At 43.6% G+C, this 19219-nt stretch carries 14 protein-coding genes and 1 pseudogene; 7 read left to right on the top strand and 8 right to left on the bottom strand.

The genetic code is table 11. The features are described from left to right. Positions 1-2199: pseudogene (locus C8D94_RS06095) on the bottom strand (hypothetical protein); the annotation flags it as partial. A gap of 160 nt (positions 2200-2359) precedes the next feature. Between C8D94_RS06095 and folE the strand changes: the two are divergent. The 5 genes from folE to C8D94_RS06070 all read left to right on the top strand — a co-directional run bounded on the left by folE (position 2360) and on the right by C8D94_RS06070 (position 6522). Beyond that, positions 2360-3046: a GTP cyclohydrolase I FolE gene (folE, locus tag C8D94_RS06090; RefSeq protein WP_115123056.1), complete on the top strand. Its 687-nt coding sequence runs from the start codon at positions 2360-2362 to the stop codon at positions 3044-3046. 73 nt (positions 3047-3119) lie between these two features. Beyond that, positions 3120-4604: a cysteine--tRNA ligase gene (cysS, locus tag C8D94_RS06085; RefSeq protein WP_115122966.1), complete on the top strand. Its 1485-nt coding sequence runs from the start codon at positions 3120-3122 to the stop codon at positions 4602-4604. A gap of 137 nt (positions 4605-4741) precedes the next feature. Continuing rightward, complete coding sequence (gene yidD / locus C8D94_RS06080) at positions 4742-4981, top strand: membrane protein insertion efficiency factor YidD (RefSeq protein ID WP_115122965.1); 240 nt, start codon at positions 4742-4744, stop codon at positions 4979-4981. 60 nt (positions 4982-5041) lie between these two features. Further along, complete coding sequence (lgt, locus tag C8D94_RS06075) at positions 5042-5977, top strand: prolipoprotein diacylglyceryl transferase (protein WP_115122964.1); 936 nt, start codon at positions 5042-5044, stop codon at positions 5975-5977. 41 nt (positions 5978-6018) lie between these two features. After that, complete coding sequence (locus C8D94_RS06070; RefSeq protein WP_115122963.1) at positions 6019-6522, top strand: DUF192 domain-containing protein; 504 nt, start codon at positions 6019-6021, stop codon at positions 6520-6522. 461 nt (positions 6523-6983) lie between these two features. Here the strand turns inward: C8D94_RS06070 and secDF are convergent, their stop codons facing one another. From secDF to gyrB, 5 genes are all read right to left on the bottom strand, one after another. Continuing rightward, positions 6984-10091, bottom strand: a complete 3108-nt coding sequence (gene secDF / locus C8D94_RS06065; protein WP_115122962.1) for a protein translocase subunit SecDF — start codon at positions 10089-10091, stop codon at positions 6984-6986. Positions 10092-10358: 267 nt separating this feature from the next. Beyond that, entirely contained in the window at positions 10359-10958 is a 600-nt protein-coding gene (locus C8D94_RS06060; protein WP_147278502.1) for a hypothetical protein, read from the bottom strand. Between the two features lie 276 nt (positions 10959-11234). Next, positions 11235-12161: a malate dehydrogenase gene (gene mdh / locus C8D94_RS06055; protein WP_115122960.1), complete on the bottom strand. Its 927-nt coding sequence runs from the start codon at positions 12159-12161 to the stop codon at positions 11235-11237. A gap of 81 nt (positions 12162-12242) precedes the next feature. After that, positions 12243-13259, bottom strand: a complete 1017-nt coding sequence (locus tag C8D94_RS06050; protein ID WP_115122959.1) for a DUF6588 family protein — start codon at positions 13257-13259, stop codon at positions 12243-12245. 74 nt (positions 13260-13333) lie between these two features. Continuing rightward, positions 13334-15274, bottom strand: coding sequence for a DNA topoisomerase (ATP-hydrolyzing) subunit B (gyrB, locus tag C8D94_RS06045; RefSeq protein WP_115122958.1), 1941 nt, complete (start codon positions 15272-15274; stop codon positions 13334-13336). 324 nt (positions 15275-15598) lie between these two features. Between gyrB and C8D94_RS06040 the strand changes: the two genes are divergently transcribed. Then, positions 15599-16150 carry a DUF2911 domain-containing protein gene (locus tag C8D94_RS06040; protein WP_115122957.1) on the top strand — a complete coding sequence of 184 codons (552 nt, stop codon included), beginning with the start codon at positions 15599-15601 and terminating at the stop codon, positions 16148-16150. A 101-nt stretch (positions 16151-16251) separates the two neighbouring features. Here the strand turns inward: C8D94_RS06040 and C8D94_RS06035 are convergent, their stop codons facing one another. Both C8D94_RS06035 and C8D94_RS06030 read right to left on the bottom strand, forming a co-directional pair. Then, positions 16252-16881 (bottom strand): 7-carboxy-7-deazaguanine synthase QueE, encoded by a 630-nt coding sequence (locus C8D94_RS06035; RefSeq protein ID WP_115122956.1) that lies wholly within the window; start codon positions 16879-16881, stop codon positions 16252-16254. 202 nt (positions 16882-17083) lie between these two features. Then, complete coding sequence (locus C8D94_RS06030; RefSeq protein ID WP_115122955.1) at positions 17084-17590, bottom strand: RidA family protein; 507 nt, start codon at positions 17588-17590, stop codon at positions 17084-17086. An 85-nt stretch (positions 17591-17675) separates the two neighbouring features. Between C8D94_RS06030 and C8D94_RS06025 the strand changes: the two genes are divergently transcribed. Next, positions 17676-19211 (top strand): helicase HerA-like domain-containing protein, encoded by a 1536-nt coding sequence (locus tag C8D94_RS06025; protein WP_115123055.1) that lies wholly within the window; start codon positions 17676-17678, stop codon positions 19209-19211. Positions 19212-19219: the final 8 nt, after the last annotated feature.

The following is a 19219-nucleotide window of genomic DNA, read 5'->3' as shown; positions in this document are numbered from 1 at the left end:
CTCCACACCGTCCTCGTCGTTGTCGCAGACCACCAGGTCCGTGATAGGGTCCGTGATGGCAGGACTGTCGTTCACCTGAAGGTCCAGGGAAACGATGTTAAAACAATCTGGACTGTTTATATTTTCGGCTCTGGCCCACACCGTATCAAATCCTTGCACCATGTTGGTGTACATATTTGCCGGGGTAATAGGTGCCACACCATTTTGGGCATCGTTGAAAGTTTCGTGATATGTAACTACCGCATCAGGATTTCCTCCGGTTATTTCAGCATCTTTGGTTGTTAAGTCAAATTCAGCGAAACCATCGTTGGGGAGCTCGTCGCAAATTTCATATACCGTTGGTTGATTTACGGCTGGTGCCACAAAGAATTCAACTACAAAACTATCAGTAGCAAAGCAAGTTCCCGGAGGGCTATTGTTACTTTCAACCCTAACAAAAATTGTCTCAGGCGATGCGAGAACATCGTACGGGTTTGGATGGGGATTTGTGTTATTATCGGCATCCAATTGTGTTGGGTGATAACTCACCGTATAGTCTGCTGGATTCTGTCCATTCAGCGCTTCAGCATTTTTCAAAGCAACCAAATCCAGCGTAACAAAACCGTTTGAATCTTGATCACAAACATCATTAAGGTCCGTCATTGGTCCCGCAGTAACGGGTCCAAATTCAATAATAAATTCATCAGTAGCAAAACACGTTCCTGTTGCGGAATCTTCAATCCTAACGTAAATAGTCTCTACAGGAGGTGTGGCGATTGGGTATGCATTATCCGGCATTATTGGGTTAGCGCCTGTATCTGCATCCATCTGGCTATTATGGTATGTGATGGTAAAATTACCCGGGTTTTGACCTCCCAGAACCACTGGGTTGTTTACTGTTAAGTCGAAAACACCTGTATTCACGCCATCGTCACATTGGAAAAGGTCTTCGGCTGGAGCAGCGATGACGGGTTGATCTAGGTATGTTACCTCAATGATATCGGTTATAACACAGGTTGGGTCGTTAGGGTCGAACACTTCAACGCTATATGTCCCTGAGTTTGGAAAGGTAACCGTAAAGGTATCATCGTCTATGGTTGGAGGGCCTTGTGAAACCGCATTGTAGAACCACTCATACGAAAGTCCTGCTTGGGTTGGGTTTGCGTCCAAAACTATATCTGATGTATCGCAAGTGGTAATATCGGGCCCAAGATCTATGGAGAATGGTGCATTTTGGAACACATCTACCGTATCTTCCAATACCACAACATCTCCATTACAGGTATTAGTATACGTTACACGCGCCGTAAAGGTCTCGACAGGTTGGGTAGTACATACATTAAGTGTTGGTGTAGTACCTATTACAGTTCCCGTATCGTCCAACCATTCAAACACATAGGTTGGAGGCCCTACAGGGGAAAAACTCCAAGCTTCATTGTTAGTAGTCCAAGGGGAATCGCTGGTGTTCCTCCCTGGCGGGACATAAGCAGTAGTTCCAGCATCGTTCTGGATACCTACGGCGGCGTTTCCGCTATTCCATCCTGGACAAGCTGGCTTATCTTGAATATAGATTTCAATTACATTAGAAAACTCATAAAATACAGCCATATGGGTTGCAAGAAGACTATTACACGCCCCAGAGAACATGGCTACATCAAAATAAGAAACCACCAAAACTCTATTAGGGTATGTCCCCAGCACCTCATAACCTATCTCATTACCAGGATTGATACCAGGGTGAATGTCGTGAACTGGAGTAAATACGTTTGCTTCACCAAGCGTTGGGTTGGCATTATTAGGTAGATCTTCAGTAAAAGCCCAGCCATTAGATGTATCAGTTCCATCTACGTCAAAACGAATAACACCATTGGAGCCTACTTGAAACTCATTTTCAAGACTTCCAAAAAAACAGAATTCGAAAGGCAATGTGTCTACTGGGGACCAAACATCGTCGGTAGCAATATTTATTGAGTTTGCTAAGCCATCAAAAGGAAAAGGTGGTGTATACGCTATAGGGTCTACCGTATAATTTTGCCCAGACGTATCAAACGTCTCCAAAAAAGTAGCAGTAATATCTACACAAGGGTTCCCGCAGGTTGCTGTCTGGTCTGGGCCAGCATCCACAAAAAGGGATCCAGGACCTTGTGCCACAGCGGAAAGGGAGGCAAATATTATTAAAATAAACGTGTATACGAATGTTGTGGGGTATTGCTTTTTCATAAGGCTATAATATAATCGGCGAAAATTAAGAAAATTTTATGAAACCACAGGGTTCTATCTCTAAAAATTGGAGCTAAATACCTTTGTACAAATTTTCATCCCGTTGGTTGAAATACGTATCTTTGCGCATTGTATTTTAAAATACGCAACAACACTGCACATGGATTTGGAAAAACAGATTTCGGATACAGATAACATTGGAAATGACCATATTGGCACTTCAACACATACCCCTTTACGGAACGACGCCTTCGACCTGAGCGATATTGAAAAAATTGCCAGCATTAAAAAGGATGTTCACAATATTATGCAAACCTTAGGCTTGGACTTAACCGATGACAGTCTAAAAGGAACTCCTAACCGAGTAGCCAAAATGTTTGTACAGGAACTGTTTGGAGGATTGCACCCAGACAGAAAACCGAAAGCCTCCACTTTTGAGAACAAGTACAAATACGGGGAAATGTTGGTTGAAAAAAACATAACCCTCTACTCCACCTGCGAGCACCACTTGTTGCCCATCGTAGGAAAAGCACATATCGCCTATATCTCCAACGGCACTGTGGTAGGGCTTTCAAAAATGAACCGAATTGTAGATTATTACGCTAAGCGACCACAGGTACAGGAACGCCTTACCATGCAAATTGTAAAAGAACTACAAAGCGTGTTAAACACCGAGGACGTTGCCTGCGTGATCGACGCCAAACACCTTTGCGTAAATTCAAGGGGAATTCGGGATATAGACAGTAGCACCGTTACTAGTGAATATGGCGGAAAGTTCAAGGACGCCGAAACTCGTAGGGATTTTTTGGATTATATTCAACTAAACACAGATTTTGAAGGCGTTTAGTCCTACTTTGAAATCGAAACTGAAATTGAAATCCAAAACGAAATTAGAAACCACCATATTTTTCTGAAACAACATGAGCCTTTATAAAGACCAAGAGATAAAGATTTACAATTCGCTCACCAAGGAGAAAGAGACTTTCACCCCTATCCACGATGGGGCTGTGGGCATGTACGTATGTGGGCCAACAGTGTATAGCAATGTACACATGGGGAATTGCCGTACGTTTTTGTCGTTCGATCTGGTTTTTAGATACTTAAAGCATTTGGGTTACAAGGTACGTTATGTGCGCAACATTACGGACGCGGGACATCTGGAGAACGATGGCGAAAGTGGTGATGACCCTATATTGAAAAAAGCACGGATAGAGCAATTGGAGCCTATGGAAGTAGTTCAGAAATATACAGTAGATTTCCATGAAACCATGAAAAAGTTCCATGCGCTACCCCCTAGTATTGAACCTACCGCAACAGGGCATATCTATGAGCAAATAGCCATCGTTGAAAAATTGATTACCGAAGGATACGCCTATGAGCAAAACGGTTCGGTATATTTTGATGTACTGAAATTCAATACCGACCATGAGTACGGAAAATTGAGCGGCCGAAAGCTGGAGGACATGATCACCAACACTCGCGAATTGGCAGCACAGAGCGAAAAGAAGAATCCACAGGACTTCGCACTTTGGAAAAAAGCCGAACCGCAACACATTATGCGATGGCCCTCTCCTTGGAGCGATGGTTTTCCGGGCTGGCATTTGGAGTGTACCGCAATGAGCACCAAATATCTTGGCGAAAATTTTGATATCCACGGAGGCGGGATGGACCTGAAGTTTCCCCATCACGAATGTGAGATTGCACAAGCCGAAGCTAGCAACCACAAAAGCCCGGTGAACTATTGGATGCACGCCAATATGTTAACGCTCAACGGTAAAAAAATGTCAAAATCTACGGGCAACAACATCTTGCCCGGCGAATTGTTTTCTGGCGAGAACAATGCATTGGGCAGGACCTATAGCCCTTCGGTAGCTAAGTTTTTTATGTATCAAGCGCATTACAGAAGCATTCTCGACTTTTCAAACGAAGCATTGGAAGCTTCAGAAAAAGGATTCCATAGGTTGATGGATGCCTACAATAGCTTGAGCTCAATTTCAGTTTCAGCAAAAAGTAGTTTTTCAGTTTCAGAATGGAAACAATCCTGCTACGACGCAATGAACGACGATTTTAACAGTCCTATCCTCATTGCACAATTGTTTGAAGCTACCAAGTATATCAATGCACTAAAAGATGGGAATGCCACAATCACAGAAAGCGATCTAGAAGAACTTGCAGCTACCATGCGCGCCTTTATTTTTGATGTGCTGGGACTGGAAGATGCAACTATCGTAGGAGACGAATCTGCCGAAAAACTGGACGGCGCCGTCTCTTTACTTATTGAATTACGCGACCAAGCCCGTGCCAACAAGGATTTTGAAACGAGCGACAAAATACGTGACGAGTTGCAGGAAGTTGGAATACAACTCAAGGACGGGAAAGAAGGCACAACATATTCGCTGGGCTGAAACTAAAACAATGAATTCTAGCCCTCCAACCGCCAGAAGTGAAGTTTGTGGGCTATTTCAATTAAATTCAAGAACACTCCAGTGCCTTCCTCTCACCACTTCAGCGGATCGTAAGAGGCAAGTCGAGGTAGAATACTTTGAAAAACATATTCACATATCCGTTTATTTTTTTGATTCGCGTGTACCAGCGTGCTATCTCCCCTATTTTTCCTTCAACGTGCCGTTACCAGCCCACCTGCTCGCATTACGGGGTAGAGGCATTGCAAAAGCACGGCTTGTTTAAAGGTGGGTGGCTTACCATAAAACGGATTGCTAGTTGTCATCCCTGGGGAGGTTCAGGCTACGATCCAGTTCCACCAACTTGCAGAGAAAAATAGAAGCCAGTTGCTTTATGGGCTTTGCAATTTCGCTATCTTTACGCTTCATAAATCTGTATTATGCTACACTTTTTAGCTACTTGGAACCCAAGCGAGGGGTTGGATCTAGGCTTCATCATGATTCGTTATTACAGCCTTTCTTATGTAATTGCCTTTGTTATTGGCTGGTTTATTATGAAACGGTTTTACAAGAACGACAACGTTTCTATGGAAAAGCTGGACAGCCTCTTCGTGTTTATGGTGCTTGCTATATTGATAGGTGCGCGTTTGGGACACGTTATCTTTTACGAGACCGAATTGATCTGGAACGACCCACTCTCTGTAATACTGCCCTTCAAAACCGTCCCAGAATTTGAATTTACAGGCTTTCGCGGGCTTGCCAGCCATGGTGCTGCTATTGCCATAGTTATTGCCTTGATTTGGTACAACCGTAAACATTTGAAAAAACCCGTACTGTGGATTTTTGACCGAGTGGTGATAACCGTTGCCATTGGCGGTGCTTTTATACGTTTGGGGAATTTTATGAATTCTGAAATCGTTGGTAAAAAATCCGGCGATTACCCACTAGGGATCAAAATGTTGCGGCACGATATCTATCCGCAACAGGCAGTAAATGCCACTGATATTAAAGACCCGAACAAAGCCTACGATGCCATTGCAAACAACCCACAATTTGCTGAAATTCTTGCGTCGGTACCCTACCGCCATCCTACCCAACTCTACGAAGCATTGGGGTACATAATTACCTTCTTGGCATGCTGGTACATTTACTGGAAAACACCGCATAAAAAACACGTTGGATATATTTTTGGCTGGTTCTTGATTTTGCTATTCATGACCCGATTTGTGGTAGAGTTTTTCAAAATCGTTCAGGTGGACGGCCGTGAGGTTTGGTTGTTGAATACGGGGCAATTACTTAGTATTCCATTTATTATTGCCGGATTTTACATTCTATGGAAATCAAAGCAGAAGGTTTATGAAGAACCTACTAGCTAAGGGTTGAAGTTCAAGAAATTTATGTTTCATATTTCAGGAAAATGAAGAAGACTTTATACATCATCACACTGGTTTCAGGAATTTTTATGGTTGCTGAAGGCTGCAAAGAAGCCGCAAGGAAAGAGAACAAAATCCTAACGAAGGAAATCAGCTTTACAAAAGAAGCCGAAGGTGTTCTTAAAAAAGCCGAAACCGATAGCATCCTAACCACCTTGGAACTAGAAATTGCCGAGGGCGACTACGAAACACAAACAGGCCTTATGTACCGAAAGGGTATGCAACCCAATCGTGGGATGCTTTTTATCTTCCCCAACGAACAGCGCCGAAGTTTCTACATGAAGAATACCGAATTTGGACTGGACATTATTTACCTTAATTCAAAAAATGAGGTAGTGAGCATCCAAAAAAACGCACAGCCACTGGACCCCACTTCCCTACCCAGTGAAGCTCCCGCCACCTACGTACTTGAGGTAAATGCAGGACTAAGCGATACATGGGGATTGGAAAAAGGAGATGTTTTGGAGTGGGAGCGTGTTGGAGGTTGATATAGAATGCTTGGGTTCTCGATACAAATTTCAAGAATGGCTTTTCTGACAGTCTTGAAATTTACTCGAACTGACGAACTCTTGCATCCTCTACTCGAGTGGTTTTGGGTTTGACAAAAGGAAAAAGATGTTAGGGAATATTCCTGATCGAAACACCTAATAAAATATCCCTCTGGTCCCCTCAAGGGGTTAATATCTACAATCTATATCCAACATCCTTAAAGATTTCTCGCTACGCTTCGAAATGACAGGAGCGTCACGAAAGGTCGCACATTTTGCTTACCGTGAATCCTTACGGTTTTGACCAATCTGATTGACCAACCTTGCCCCTTTATTCAAAGAGGCTCACTCGAACGTACTAATTTAACTGCGATTTCTTATTACGCTTCAAAATGCCAAAATAAAAATGCCCGTTCTCAAAACAAGAACGGGCATTTCAACAATTAAAATTTCAGAAGAAATTAAGCGCTCAGGGCTTCTTCCTCTTCTTCGTCTTTTTTATCGGTTAAATCGATACCTCTCTTCTTCACGGTGTCGTAGAATACTGGCGTCGCTATGAACAACGATGAGTAGGTACCTACTATTACACCCACCATCAATGCGAAGATCAACCCGCGGATGGATTCGGCCCCTATAAAGAAGATACACAACAGTACGATCAAGGTTGTCATAGAGGTATTCAATGTACGGCTCAATGTGCTGTTCAAGGCGCTGTTTATAATGCGATTCATCTTCCAACCGGCGTGCTCGTTAAAGAACTCACGAATACGGTCGAATACTACCACGGTATCGTTCAGCGAGTATCCAATTACTGTAAGGATTGCCGCAATAAAGCTTTGGTCTATCTCCATACTGAAGGGCATAAACCTATGTGTAAGCGAGAAGATACCCAGCACGATTACAACATCGTGGAATACCGCCGCTACGGCACCTAAACTAAATTGCCATCTTCTAAAACGCAACAGGATGTACAAGAACACTACAACGAGCGACCCCAATACGGCCCAGAAAGACGACTTCTTGATGTCATCGGCAATGGTTGGGCTTACTTTATAGTATTCCATTCGTCCAGCCACTTTATTATCATCGTCTGCCTTGAATTGTTCCAGGTTCATGGACGCGGGAAGGTTAGGCTGCAAGGCTTCAAATAGCATTGCTTCTACTTCGTTATCGATAGCCGCACTGGTTTCGTCTACTTTATATTTTGTAGTGATTTTCAACTGGTTGTCCGCACCGTAGGTTTTTGCTTCGGCACTTTCAAAAACAGCGATCAAATCGTCTTGAATTTCAGCAGGATTCACATCCTTGTCGAAACGAACGGTATAGGTTCTACCCCCTACAAAGTCGACACCTTGGTTCAACCCAATGCTGAATAACGAACCTAAGCTAACCAGCAGTAAAATTCCAGAAATCACATACGCAACCTTACGCTTTCCAAGAAAGTTGATGTTCACGTTCTTGAACAAATTCTTGGTCATACTTGTAGAACACGTCAATGGTTTTCCGTTCTTGGTGTAACGATCTATAAACAATCTTGTAATGAAGATTGCGGTAAACAATGAGGTTACAATACCTATCAATAATGTAGTTGCAAAACCTTGGATAGGTCCTGTACCAAACACTAAAAGGATAAGTCCTGTTAGTCCCGTGGTAATGTTGGCATCCAAGATAGAAGACAATGCGTTTCTGAAACCATCGTTAATGGCATCGCGCTGTGCTTTTCCCTTGGACAACTCTTCCCGTATCCTTTCAAATATAAGTACGTTGGCATCTACCGAGATACCAATGGTCAATACAATACCTGCAATACCGGGAAGGGTCAATACCGCTCCAAGTCCCGCTAAAATACCGAAGATGAACAAAATGTTCACTACCAAGGCAACATCGGCAAAGGCTCCTGCTTTTCCATAATAGAAAATCATCCAAACCAATACCAGTAATAGTGCGATACCAAACGATAGCATACCACTATCGATAGCTTCTTGCCCCAATGTAGGTCCAACAACTTCTGCTTGAATAATATCGGCAGAGGCTGGTAATTTACCGGCACGTAGTACGTTCGCTAAATCCTGTCCTTCGGCAATGGTGAAATCTCCAGTAATTTCACTACGTCCTCCAGCAATAGGGCCAGAGGTTACACCTGGAGCAGAATACACCACATCGTCCAAAACAATAGCAATCTGGCTCTTGTTGGTAAATGCTTCGCCGGTCATTTCTTCCCACTTCTTGGCTCCTGTTCCGTTCATTTGCATACTTACCGCGACGCGCCCTACTTGGTCGTAGGTTTGTACCGCATCGGTAACAACACCACCACTCAAAGGGGCTTCGTTCTCACGGTTTCCTACCAAGGCGTATAGGTCTACAAAGTCTACTGTTTCGGTTTCGCCGTCTACAGTTATCTCTCTAGCCGTTGGCAAGCCCCACACAAATTTCGTGTAACGTAACTCAGTAGGCAACAATTGACGCACCTGTGGGTTGTTCAAATACTCCTTTACGGTTGCTTGGTCCTCTATGGCAACAGAAGCAATAATCGGGCTTCCAGGAGCACCAAACTGAATTTTGGACAATAACGGATTGTTTACCGCTGGATCGTCACTGGCATCTGCTTCGGTATCTTCACCTAGAAGATCTCCCAAATCATCATCGTCTTCAGTTTGTGTATCGGCAACTGCGGTAGTGTCTGTAGCTACAGCAGTAGTATCTTGTTGTGTTTCGGCTATGTCTCCAGTGGTCTCTTCGGTAGTTTCTCCTCCGTCTTCTTCCGTATTTGGAGAGATCATAGTCTTCAGCTTTGCATCTGCCTCGAACAAGAAGCTTTGAAAGGCTTCCGCTTTATAGGCAGTCCAAAATTCCAATTGCGCTGTACTCTGCAATAGGTCTTTTGTACGCTCAATATCCTTAGCTCCCGGTAATTCTACCAAGATACGCCCAGAGTTCCCCAAACGTTGCAAGTTGGGCTGTGTAACCCCAAACTTATCGATACGCTTACGGAGTACCTCAAAGGCAGAAGCAATGGACTCGTCTATTTTTCTGGTGATAACAGGCTGCACTTCCTCGTTGGTCATGGAACTGTTTATCTGGTCTTCCAAATTTTTGTTGAAGAAAATATTTGGTGAGGCCAGTTTGTTGTCGCCCGGCAAGTCGTTAAAAGCTCTAAAGAAAGACTCTGCATAGGTTTCTTGCGAATCTTTCTGAAGCTCGTCTGCATTGGCGAGAGCCTGGTTAAAAGCAGGATCCTTGGTATTGTTTGCCAATCCCTTTAAGATATCCTTTACCGAAACCTGAAGGATCACGTTGATACCTCCTTTAAGGTCCAGACCTTTGTTCAATTCTTTTTCCTTGGCCGTTTTATAGTCTATACCCAGCATTTGCGGCTCGTTGGCTGCGTCCAGCAGGTACTGTGCTTCGGCTTGTTGTCTTTCTTCTGGCTGCGTTTCAGGAAAATTGCTCTGGGCATATTCCTTAGCCTCTTTTTCTACCGATGTTGCAATGTAAGTGTACGATAACTGGTACAAACTCACGATCCCAAAGAGGATAGCAAAAATGGTAACTAGTCCTTTATTCTGCATTTTGTGTTGTTTTTAGTTGAATTTTAGTCCCCGATAATTTTCGGGAGGGCAAATATATACGTTCCCCTTCCATTCAACAATTAATACTATAGTTAAAATTTATTTTATTGAAACGCCAAGTACTGAACGTACTAGCGATATATTGTTTCAGAAACAATTTTTAGATCGTTCTTATTTCTGAAAAGCAAAAAACTGAAAAGTAGGATGATTGCTGAAAATTTTCTAGCAGTGAAAAGCGTATCCAGCATATTGAACAGTATACATCCCCTATGCCAAGGGGCCTGCACGTACTTCGGGGATTTTATAGGAAGCGGTATCTATCCCTAATGCCACATCACCGTAGCAGGTGAAGGCTATATCCTCAAAAGTTTGTCCCAAACCTATTTCCATGGAAGCCCCACCTAAATAATTCAGTGGATTGATGTACCATTCGAAACCAGACTTTACCTCAACCAGAGTTCCGTTGAGGCCCATATTGGCACCTTCGGCAAGTTGTATTTCGCTTATGTTGAGTTGGTAGGTTTTTGGGTATTCCCCAAAAGGCTGCTTGTTGTCCTGTTGGGTGTTTTGTGCTAGTTGAAGCTGTTCTTTGGCCAATAAACTCTTAACCACCTCAACGGTAACAGCACTATAATAAGTGATCTTTAAATTTCCGCTAAAATCCTCAACAACCTGAATCCTTTCAATTCCAATGGATTGCAGCCTGCTGGTAACGTTCGTAATGGCATCTTGTGTTTGTTGATCGCTCACCGCATCGGCATTGAACTGGACCACAATTTCCTGATTGGGCACAAGCATTTGCTCTGAGCTTATCCCAATGAAAGCCAGTGCAATAACCAATAAACTTATGTACCATTTTGAGTTCACGCGCCAAATATAGGGAAAATTGATTGGAGATGGGGAGTTTTGGATTTTAGATTTTAGAAGTAAAGCTTGAGATGTGAGATTTTAGAAATAATGTCCCTCCTCATACCTCGTTCGGAATGACGTTAGGCCATTGTGTGAAAAAAATTTAGACATAAGACTTTACGGCTTAGGACTTAGGAGAGCCTTAACCTCCAGCTCTCAAACCTAAAAAGGCTGCATAAAAAAACCTCAAAAGATTAGAAATCTCTTGAGGTTCGGTTTTAATAGTGTATCCTGTTACAGCTCCAACAAACCGTTGGTTTTGCTTACACCTTCGGCACTTTCTTTCATGTGTGCTGCTTCGGCATCGTTCAGTTCTATTTCTACAATTTTTTCGATTCCGTTACGGCCCAATACCACGGGAACTCCAATACATAAGTCGTTCAAGCCGTATTCGCCTTCCAGCATGGTTGAGCAAGGGAAAATTTTCTTTTGGTCACAAGCAATGGCCTGTACCAATCCGCTTACCGCAGCACCTGGCGCATACCAGGCAGAGGTACCCAACAGTTTGGTTAGTGTTGCCCCTCCTACTTTGGTGTCCTCCCGTACTTGGTCCAGACGCTCGTCGCTGATAAATTCGGTTACCGGTACGCTGTTTCGAGTGGCCAAGCGTGTTAACGGGACCATCCCTTTGTCGCTGTGGCCGCCAATTACCATTCCGTCTACATCGCTAATGGGTGCTCCCAAAGCTTCGGCCAAACGGTATTTGAAACGTGCGCTATCCAGGGCTCCACCCATTCCAATGATTCGGTTTTTGGGAAGATCGGTTGTTTTGTGTACCAGATAGGTCATCGTGTCCATTGGGTTACTCACTACAATAATAATAGTATCTGGCGAATGTTTTATTAAGTCTGAAGAAACCGATTTTACAATACCAGCGTTTATACCAATCAACTCTTCACGGGTCATTCCCGGTTTTCTTGGTATTCCTGAGGTAATCACACAAATGTCGCTATTGGCTGTTTTGGAGTAGTCACTGGTTGAGCCCGTGATCTTGGTGTCAAAACCATTTAACGATGCTGTTTGCATAAGGTCCATGGCCTTTCCTTCGGCATAGCCTTCTTTGATGTCCAACAATACTACTTCGCTCGCAAAATTCTTAATGGCAATATACTCGGCACAACTTGCACCTACAGCACCTGCTCCTACAACGGTTACTTTCATTTTCTATATTATTTTATTTGGTTATGGGTTTGTAAAGTGCAAAAATACAATTCTATGCGTATTTATTATGGTAACAAAGGGTTAAATTCCGAAGTGTGTCCCAACGGTCACCGTACTGTATTCTGAAATGTTATAATCTGCGTGCAAGCCAAAGAACCCTAGCTGTAATTTTGCTCCTACTGTGGCCCGTACTCCAGAAATTTTGTTCTCAACTGAAAAAGGATCGGTAAACTCGTTTGTGGTCTCGAACAGGGGAATTCCCCCTCTCACCCGATAGGTCCCCAGTACATCAAAATCCGACTTTCCGGTTACGTATCCCAATCCCCCATAGAAGTTAACTATTGGCAATTTCGTAGATGCGTGTACCTGAAACACCCACGTATCCATATTTAGGTCGAACTGTTGGTTTTCCCCATCAATTACATCATCGTCCGTAAAATCATAATTGGCGTTCAGGTTGTTGTAGGTGATCAATCCAGAAATAGCCACGGGAAACGCTTTTTCGGCAGGCAACCATTGTGTGAATTCGTGTTGCAATCCTACGCCAAAGAGTCCAGTTCTTACATCTTCCCGTTCAACTTTTGGGAAATATCTTAGCTTTACCTCCGTAGCTTTAAAAACACCTATCCGCCCTTGTAGAAAAGCTGTTGGCAATACGTTTACGTTTACCGATGCAAGTCCTTGGGGGAGTTGGAATTCCACCTCATCGGTAAAAGGGCCATCCCGCACTTCGGCGAACACAATAATATCGGGATTATTTTCACCAAAAGCAGTGGCCACGTCTTTGGACGCACTGCCATCTCTAAATTGAAGGTTGTTATAATCTGCCGTGTTCAGAGTGAATGTTTTACGGTCGTCATTAACAAAAGTGGCGTTTCCAATGATGGAAATTTCAAATTTCAGTGGTTTTTTCACCTCGGCAGACTGCGCCCAACTATTGGAAAGGTTGTACATCATCCCCTCTGTGGCAGGTGAAATATATCCAGCCGAAAAACGCTGGGCATCCTCGATACCGGCAGCTAAAAGATCCTCAAGGTTTTCTTGTGCTGAAACGAAACCCGAAACAAAAATCGCTAATACAAACAAATGAATTTTCATAACTTTTTTTTCAAAATAAAAAAACCTATGGGAGCTCCCATAGGTTTTTAGCTAACTTTAACTACTTTTTTATGTTACGCGTCGATATTTGCATATACTGCGTTTTTCTCGATGAACTCACGGCGTGGTGGCACTTCATCGCCCATGAGCATAGAGAAGATTCTATCGGCTTCGGTACCATTGTCTATGGTAACTTGTCGTAGCGTTCTAAAATCTGGATTCATGGTCGTATCCCATAGCTGTTCTGCGTTCATCTCTCCAAGACCCTTGTAGCGCTGAATACTGGCACTACCTCCAAATTGTTCGTTGAGTGCGTCACGCTCCTTATCGGTCCAAGCGTATTCTTTTTTCTGACCTTTCTTCACCAAATACAATGGCGGTGTTGCAATGTACACGTGACCAGCTTCAATTAGGTCTTTCATATACCTAAAGAAAAATGTTAATATCAACGTGGCAATGTGGCTACCGTCTACATCGGCATCACACATAATCACTATTTTATGGTAGCGCAGTTTTGAAAGGTTCAGTGCCTTGCTATCTTCTTCAGTACCAATGGTCACACCAAGTGCTGTAAAGATGTTACGGATTTCTTCGTTTTCAAACACCTTGTGCTGCATGGCTTTTTCTACATTCAAGATCTTACCGCGTAACGGTAAAATAGCTTGGAAGTTACGGTCTCGCCCTTGCTTGGCCGTTCCACCCGCCGAGTCTCCCTCGACTAGGAACACCTCACATTTTTCTGGGTCCTGTTCGGAGCAATCACTAAGTTTTCCAGGCAAGCCACCACCGCTCATTACGGTTTTACGTTGTACCATTTCACGGGCCTTACGGGCTGCGTGGCGGGCTGTTGCGGCAAGAATTACTTTTTGGACTATAGTTTTGGCATCGGTTGGATTTTCCTCAAGATAGATTTCCAACATTTCCGATACGGCTTGACTCACGGCACTTGTTACTTCACGGTTACCAAGTTTGGTTTTGGTCTGCCCTTCAAATTGTGGCTCCTGTACCTTTACCGAAACAATGGCAGTTAAACCTTCCCGGAAATCGTCCCCAGAGATGTCAAATTTTAGTTTGTCCAACATTCCAGAGGCATCTGCATATTTCTTAAGGGTCGTGGTCAATCCACGTCTAAACCCACTCAAATGCGTTCCTCCTTCGTGTGTGTTGATGTTGTTCACATAACTGTGCAGGTTCTCGCTATAGGAAGTATTGTAGATCATAGCCACTTCCACGGGAATGTCGTTTTTTTCGCCCTCCATGGAAATTACATCGCCTATGAGCGGCTCGCGATTTCCATCTAAAAAGCGGATAAATTCCTTCAACCCTTCTTCACTATGGAAAGTTTCAGAGATATACTCCCCTTTTTCGTCTGTTTCACGTTTGTCGGTAAGGGTTATGGTAATTCCTTTGTTCAGGTATGCCAATTCGCGCAAACGGCTTGCCAGTGTATCGTAATTATATTCGGTTACTTGGGTGAAAATTTGCGGGTCTGGCTTAAAGGTAACAATGGTCCCGCGATAATCGGTCTCGCCTACTGGCTTAACAGGATAGAGGGTCTTTCCTCTTTCGTACTCTTGTTCCCAGATTTTTCCATCACGGTGTACTGTAGCCTTTAAGTGCTCCGAAAGTGCGTTCACACAACTTACCCCAACCCCGTGGAGACCACCGGAAACTTTATATGAATCTTTATCGAACTTACCTCCTGCTCCAATCTTGGTCATTACCACCTCAAGGGCAGAAACGCCTTCTTTTTTATGTATATCTACCGGAATACCACGACCGTCATCCTTTGTGGTTATAGAGTTGTCCTCGTTGATGATTACATCTATGGTGTCACAATGCCCTGCAAGTGCCTCGTCAATGGAGTTGTCCACCACCTCATACACCAAGTGGTGCAATCCTCTCACGCCAACATCTCCTATATACATAGATGGGCGCATGCGCACATGCTCCATCCCTTCCAACGCCTGAATATTATCGGCACCGTAATTGTTTTTCTTTTGTTCTTCGCTCATATATAAAATGCGTTATTTATATTCAAATTTTCGCTAACGAACAAATATAACCAAACCACCAATAAAACTGCCTGCTTTCACGTTTTTAACCCACGAAGTTATTAACAAATTATTGTGAAAAAAACCTGGCAAGAAGCCCTGAAATAGTTTATCGCTCTTTTCTGGAATTTACTTCCTGAAAAATCACTCCTGAAACCTTGATCACACTCGTGAAAGTTCTGAAAGTTTTTACCGACCAAGACAGCATTACTTTTGCTTTTCATTAACGCAAATACCGAAACGCAAGCTGTATCTTTAAACTCATTTTAACCTAAAACAAATTCCATGAAAAACTCATTTCTCACAGCCTTATTCCTCTCCGTACTATTTGTTTGTACTGGAACCATGAACGCACAAAAATTTGACGAACTTGACAAAAGTCCAATGGACGTAGCTGCTTATCCCGCCAGCCATAGAGATAGCAACAAATTGGTAAAAATAGCCTACAGCAGGCCACAACTCAAAGATCGACCCCTAGGCAAACTTGCCCCTACAGGAAAAGTTTGGAGAACGGGTGCCAATGAAGCCGCTGAAATCACCCTTTATCAAGCTATGAAGGTAGGCGACAAAGTGGTTCCTGCCGGCACCTATTCGTTCTTTACCATTCCTGGGGAAGACACTTGGACCATTATCTTGAGCAAGGATACCAACGTTTGGGGCGCATATAGTTATGACCAAGCCAACGATGTGGTTCGCACTACAGGCAAGGTAACTAAGGCCGATGACTCTCTGGAAGCCTTTAGTATTGCTTTTGAAGAAGCAGAAGGTGGTGTGCACATGCATTTGGGCTGGGGAACCACCCGAGTGGCCGTTCCATTTATGAGCGTGACAATGTAGAAGCCCTCTAGCCCCCAAAGGGAAAACTCATACTCTCACACAAAAAAAACCGTGCTGCAAAAGTTACATTGCGGCACGGTTTTTTTTGTTCTCCTTCAGGACTAAGGGATATTTAGATATTTATGTGTTTGTAGTGAGACAACCCATTTTGGATGCTGCATTACGTAATCTACTATTTTAGGGATCACTTTATCGCGCTTGCTCCATTCGGGTTGCAGGTAGAGTTTGCAATCGTTAGAAACCTTGGCGGCCTGTTCTTCGGCAAAACGAAAATCATCGTTATTATATATTATCACTTTCAACTCATTGGCTGCTGCATACACTTCGGGGGTTGGGAGTTTCATTTTTTTAGGGGAAAGGCAAACCCAATCCCAAGTACCGCTTAGCTTGTATGCACCAGAAGTTTCAATGTGGGTGTCCATTCCCTTTTCCTTCAGCAAAGAGGTTAGCGGGCCCATATCCCAGGTTAAAGGCTCTCCACCAGTTATCACAATGGTCTTTGCATATTTTGAAGCGTTTTCAGCAATGGAAACAATATCGGTTGGCGGATGTATATTAGGGTTCCAGCTCTCTTTCACATCGCACCAATGGCAACCTACATCGCAACCACCCACTCGTATAAAATAAGCAGCAGTGCCTTTATGGTAGCCTTCTCCCTGAATGGTGTAAAATTCTTCCATCAAAGGCAGCATCGTCCCTTTTTCAACGCTTTCTTGTACTTCAGTCTTCATTCCGGCAAATTTACAGCTTTTAGTTTGCAGTAGCAGTGGTAGTTGGTATAAAATAAGTTTACAGTTTACAGTGGTAATAAATGATAAGTCATTTTACTTAAAAAAAGCTCTTTCAGTGGCAGTGGGTTGTGGTTGGGGATTTCTAATTGTATTTTTTGATTTACACCCCCCTTCGCCCCCCCTCAAGGTGGGATTTGGGCTTTTAATTTTTAGGGATTCCACGTACAGCTATCACATCAATCTCAACCTTCGCCCCTCTGGCAAGAGCTTTGGCTGCAAAGGTAGTCCGTGCAGGTTTCTGCGGAAAGTACTGCACATACACTTCATTGAACGCGGCAAAATCTTGAATATCATCTAAGATCACAGTTACTTTTACCACATCCTGCATCTTAAGCTGATGTTGTATTAGAACAGCCTTAATATTTTCCAAGGCCTGTTTTGTTTCGGCTTTTATACCTCCCTCAACCAATTCTCTTACCGAGTGGTCCATCCCAATTTGACCAGCAAGATAGAATGTATTCCCAACCTGAACAGCATCGCTAAAAGGGGTGTTTTGCTTCTTGGGCTCATGGGATTGATGAAATATGGGGGCCTCAGGCTTCTTTAGCGAGATAGTGGATACAATTTTCTCAGGTTCTTGCTCGTGCTGGTTGCACGCATTGATTATACAAATAGCACACAAACCAAGCAATAGATACAATGCTTTCATACGTTTTGGTTAAAGTTTCAATAAAAATACCTAATATTTTACAGGGTCTCGTACAATGCGTATTTTTATGCCAAATTTCAACCGCATGGCAGATACGCAGAAGTTTTTCGACCACATTACGCAAGGCTACACTACCAAGGGCGATTCGATCACCTTAGGAGCCGCCATGCTGGATGGTGAAACCATTACCAATGCTTTGGTAAAGGTCCCCCTAAAAACAATGAACCGTCATGGTCTCATCGCGGGAGCAACGGGTACGGGAAAAACCAAAACATTACAGGTGCTGGCCGAAAACCTTTCAGAAAAAGGGGTGCCGGTATTGTTAATGGACATGAAAGGAGATCTTTCAGGAATAGCCCAACCCAGCCCGGGACACCCCAAGATAGACGAGCGCCACGAGAAAATTGGCATTCCGTTCAACGCACAAAAGTTTCCAGTAGAAGTTTTATCGCTCTCGGAACAAGCGGGCGTTAGGTTACGGGCTACGGTAAGCGAGTTTGGGCCCGTTCTCATCTCAAGAATTTTGAACGTTTCTGAAACGCAAGCGGGGATTATTTCGGTGCTGTTTAAATATTGTGATGATAATAAATTGCCGCTACTGGATTTAAAGGATTTCAAAAAAATTCTTCAATATGCCACAGGCGAGGGAAAAGATGAAATAACCAAACATTACGGCCGTATTTCTCCAGCCTCAACTGGAGCTATCCTAAGAAAGATCGTAGCCCTTGAACAACAAGGCGGCGACATGTTTTTTGGTGAAAAATCGTTTGATACGGACGACCTCCTGCGCGTAGATGAAAACGGAATGGGCTATATAAACATTGTTCGCCTGACCGATATACAAGACCGTCCCAAACTATTCTCCACCTTTATGCTCTGCCTACTTGCCGAAGTATATAGCACCTTTCCAGAACAGGGTGATAGCGGCAGACCGGAACTGGTGATTTTTATAGACGAGGCCCACCTCATCTTTAAAGAAGCCAATGATGCGCTTTTGGACCAGATTGAAAGTATTGTAAAATTGATACGCTCCAAAGGAGTAGGACTGTACTTTGTGACCCAAAACCCAACCGATGTGCCCGATGCAGTGCTGAGCCAGTTAGGGCTAAAAATCCAGCATGCGTTACGGGCCTTTACTGCGAAGGACAGAAAGGCGATTAAACTCACTGCTGAAAATTATCCAATCTCAGAGTATTACAAAACCGACGAAGTACTTACCTCCTTGGGGATTGGGGAAGCGTTGGTTAGCGTACTGAACGAAAAAGGAATTCCAACGCCCTTGGCAGCCACCATGCTTCGTGCCCCAATGAGCCGTATGGATGTATTGAGCGATGAGGAACTGAAGGACTTGTTGGACGACTCAAAACTTATTCCCGTATATAACGAGGAAATAGACCGTGAGAGCGCCTATGAGCTGCTGAACGAAAAAATTGAAACTGCCAACAAAGAGGAAGCCAAGGCAAAGGCCGAAAAAGAAAAAAAAGCTGCCAAGCGCTCGACTTCCCGACGAAGTAGTTCCAGCCGCCGCAGAAGCTCCAGCAAAGGAGCGCTTGAAAAAGTGCTCACCAGCCCCACAGTAATTAGAAGTGTATTGGGGATATTAACTAAATTGATCAAATAGACTTTAGT

The organism is Marinirhabdus gelatinilytica, from assembly GCF_003353425.1.
Classification (GTDB): domain Bacteria; phylum Bacteroidota; class Bacteroidia; order Flavobacteriales; family Flavobacteriaceae; genus Marinirhabdus; species Marinirhabdus gelatinilytica.
Note: the sequence above shows the minus strand (reverse complement) of the source record. Positions and strands in the feature narration are given on the sequence as shown.

Excerpts from the sequence above, each read along its gene's own strand:
- C8D94_RS06025 (WP_115123055.1), top strand. The coding sequence starts at position 17,676 with ATGGCAGATACGCAGAAGTTTTTCGACCACATTACGCAAGGCTACACT.
- folE (WP_115123056.1), top strand. The coding sequence starts at position 2,360 with ATGGATTTGGAAAAACAGATTTCGGATACAGATAACATTGGAAATGAC.
- C8D94_RS06070 (WP_115122963.1), top strand. The coding sequence starts at position 6,019 with ATGAAGAAGACTTTATACATCATCACACTGGTTTCAGGAATTTTTATG.
- secDF (WP_115122962.1), bottom strand. The coding sequence starts at position 10,091 with ATGCAGAATAAAGGACTAGTTACCATTTTTGCTATCCTCTTTGGGATC.
- C8D94_RS06035 (WP_115122956.1), bottom strand. The coding sequence starts at position 16,881 with ATGAAGACTGAAGTACAAGAAAGCGTTGAAAAAGGGACGATGCTGCCT.
- mdh (WP_115122960.1), bottom strand. The coding sequence starts at position 12,161 with ATGAAAGTAACCGTTGTAGGAGCAGGTGCTGTAGGTGCAAGTTGTGCC.
- gyrB (WP_115122958.1), bottom strand. The coding sequence starts at position 15,274 with ATGAGCGAAGAACAAAAGAAAAACAATTACGGTGCCGATAATATTCAG.
- C8D94_RS06040 (WP_115122957.1), top strand. The coding sequence starts at position 15,599 with ATGAAAAACTCATTTCTCACAGCCTTATTCCTCTCCGTACTATTTGTT.
- C8D94_RS06050 (WP_115122959.1), bottom strand. The coding sequence starts at position 13,259 with ATGAAAATTCATTTGTTTGTATTAGCGATTTTTGTTTCGGGTTTCGTT.
- lgt (WP_115122964.1), top strand. The coding sequence starts at position 5,042 with ATGCTACACTTTTTAGCTACTTGGAACCCAAGCGAGGGGTTGGATCTA.
- cysS (WP_115122966.1), top strand. The coding sequence starts at position 3,120 with ATGAGCCTTTATAAAGACCAAGAGATAAAGATTTACAATTCGCTCACC.
- C8D94_RS06030 (WP_115122955.1), bottom strand. The coding sequence starts at position 17,590 with ATGAAAGCATTGTATCTATTGCTTGGTTTGTGTGCTATTTGTATAATC.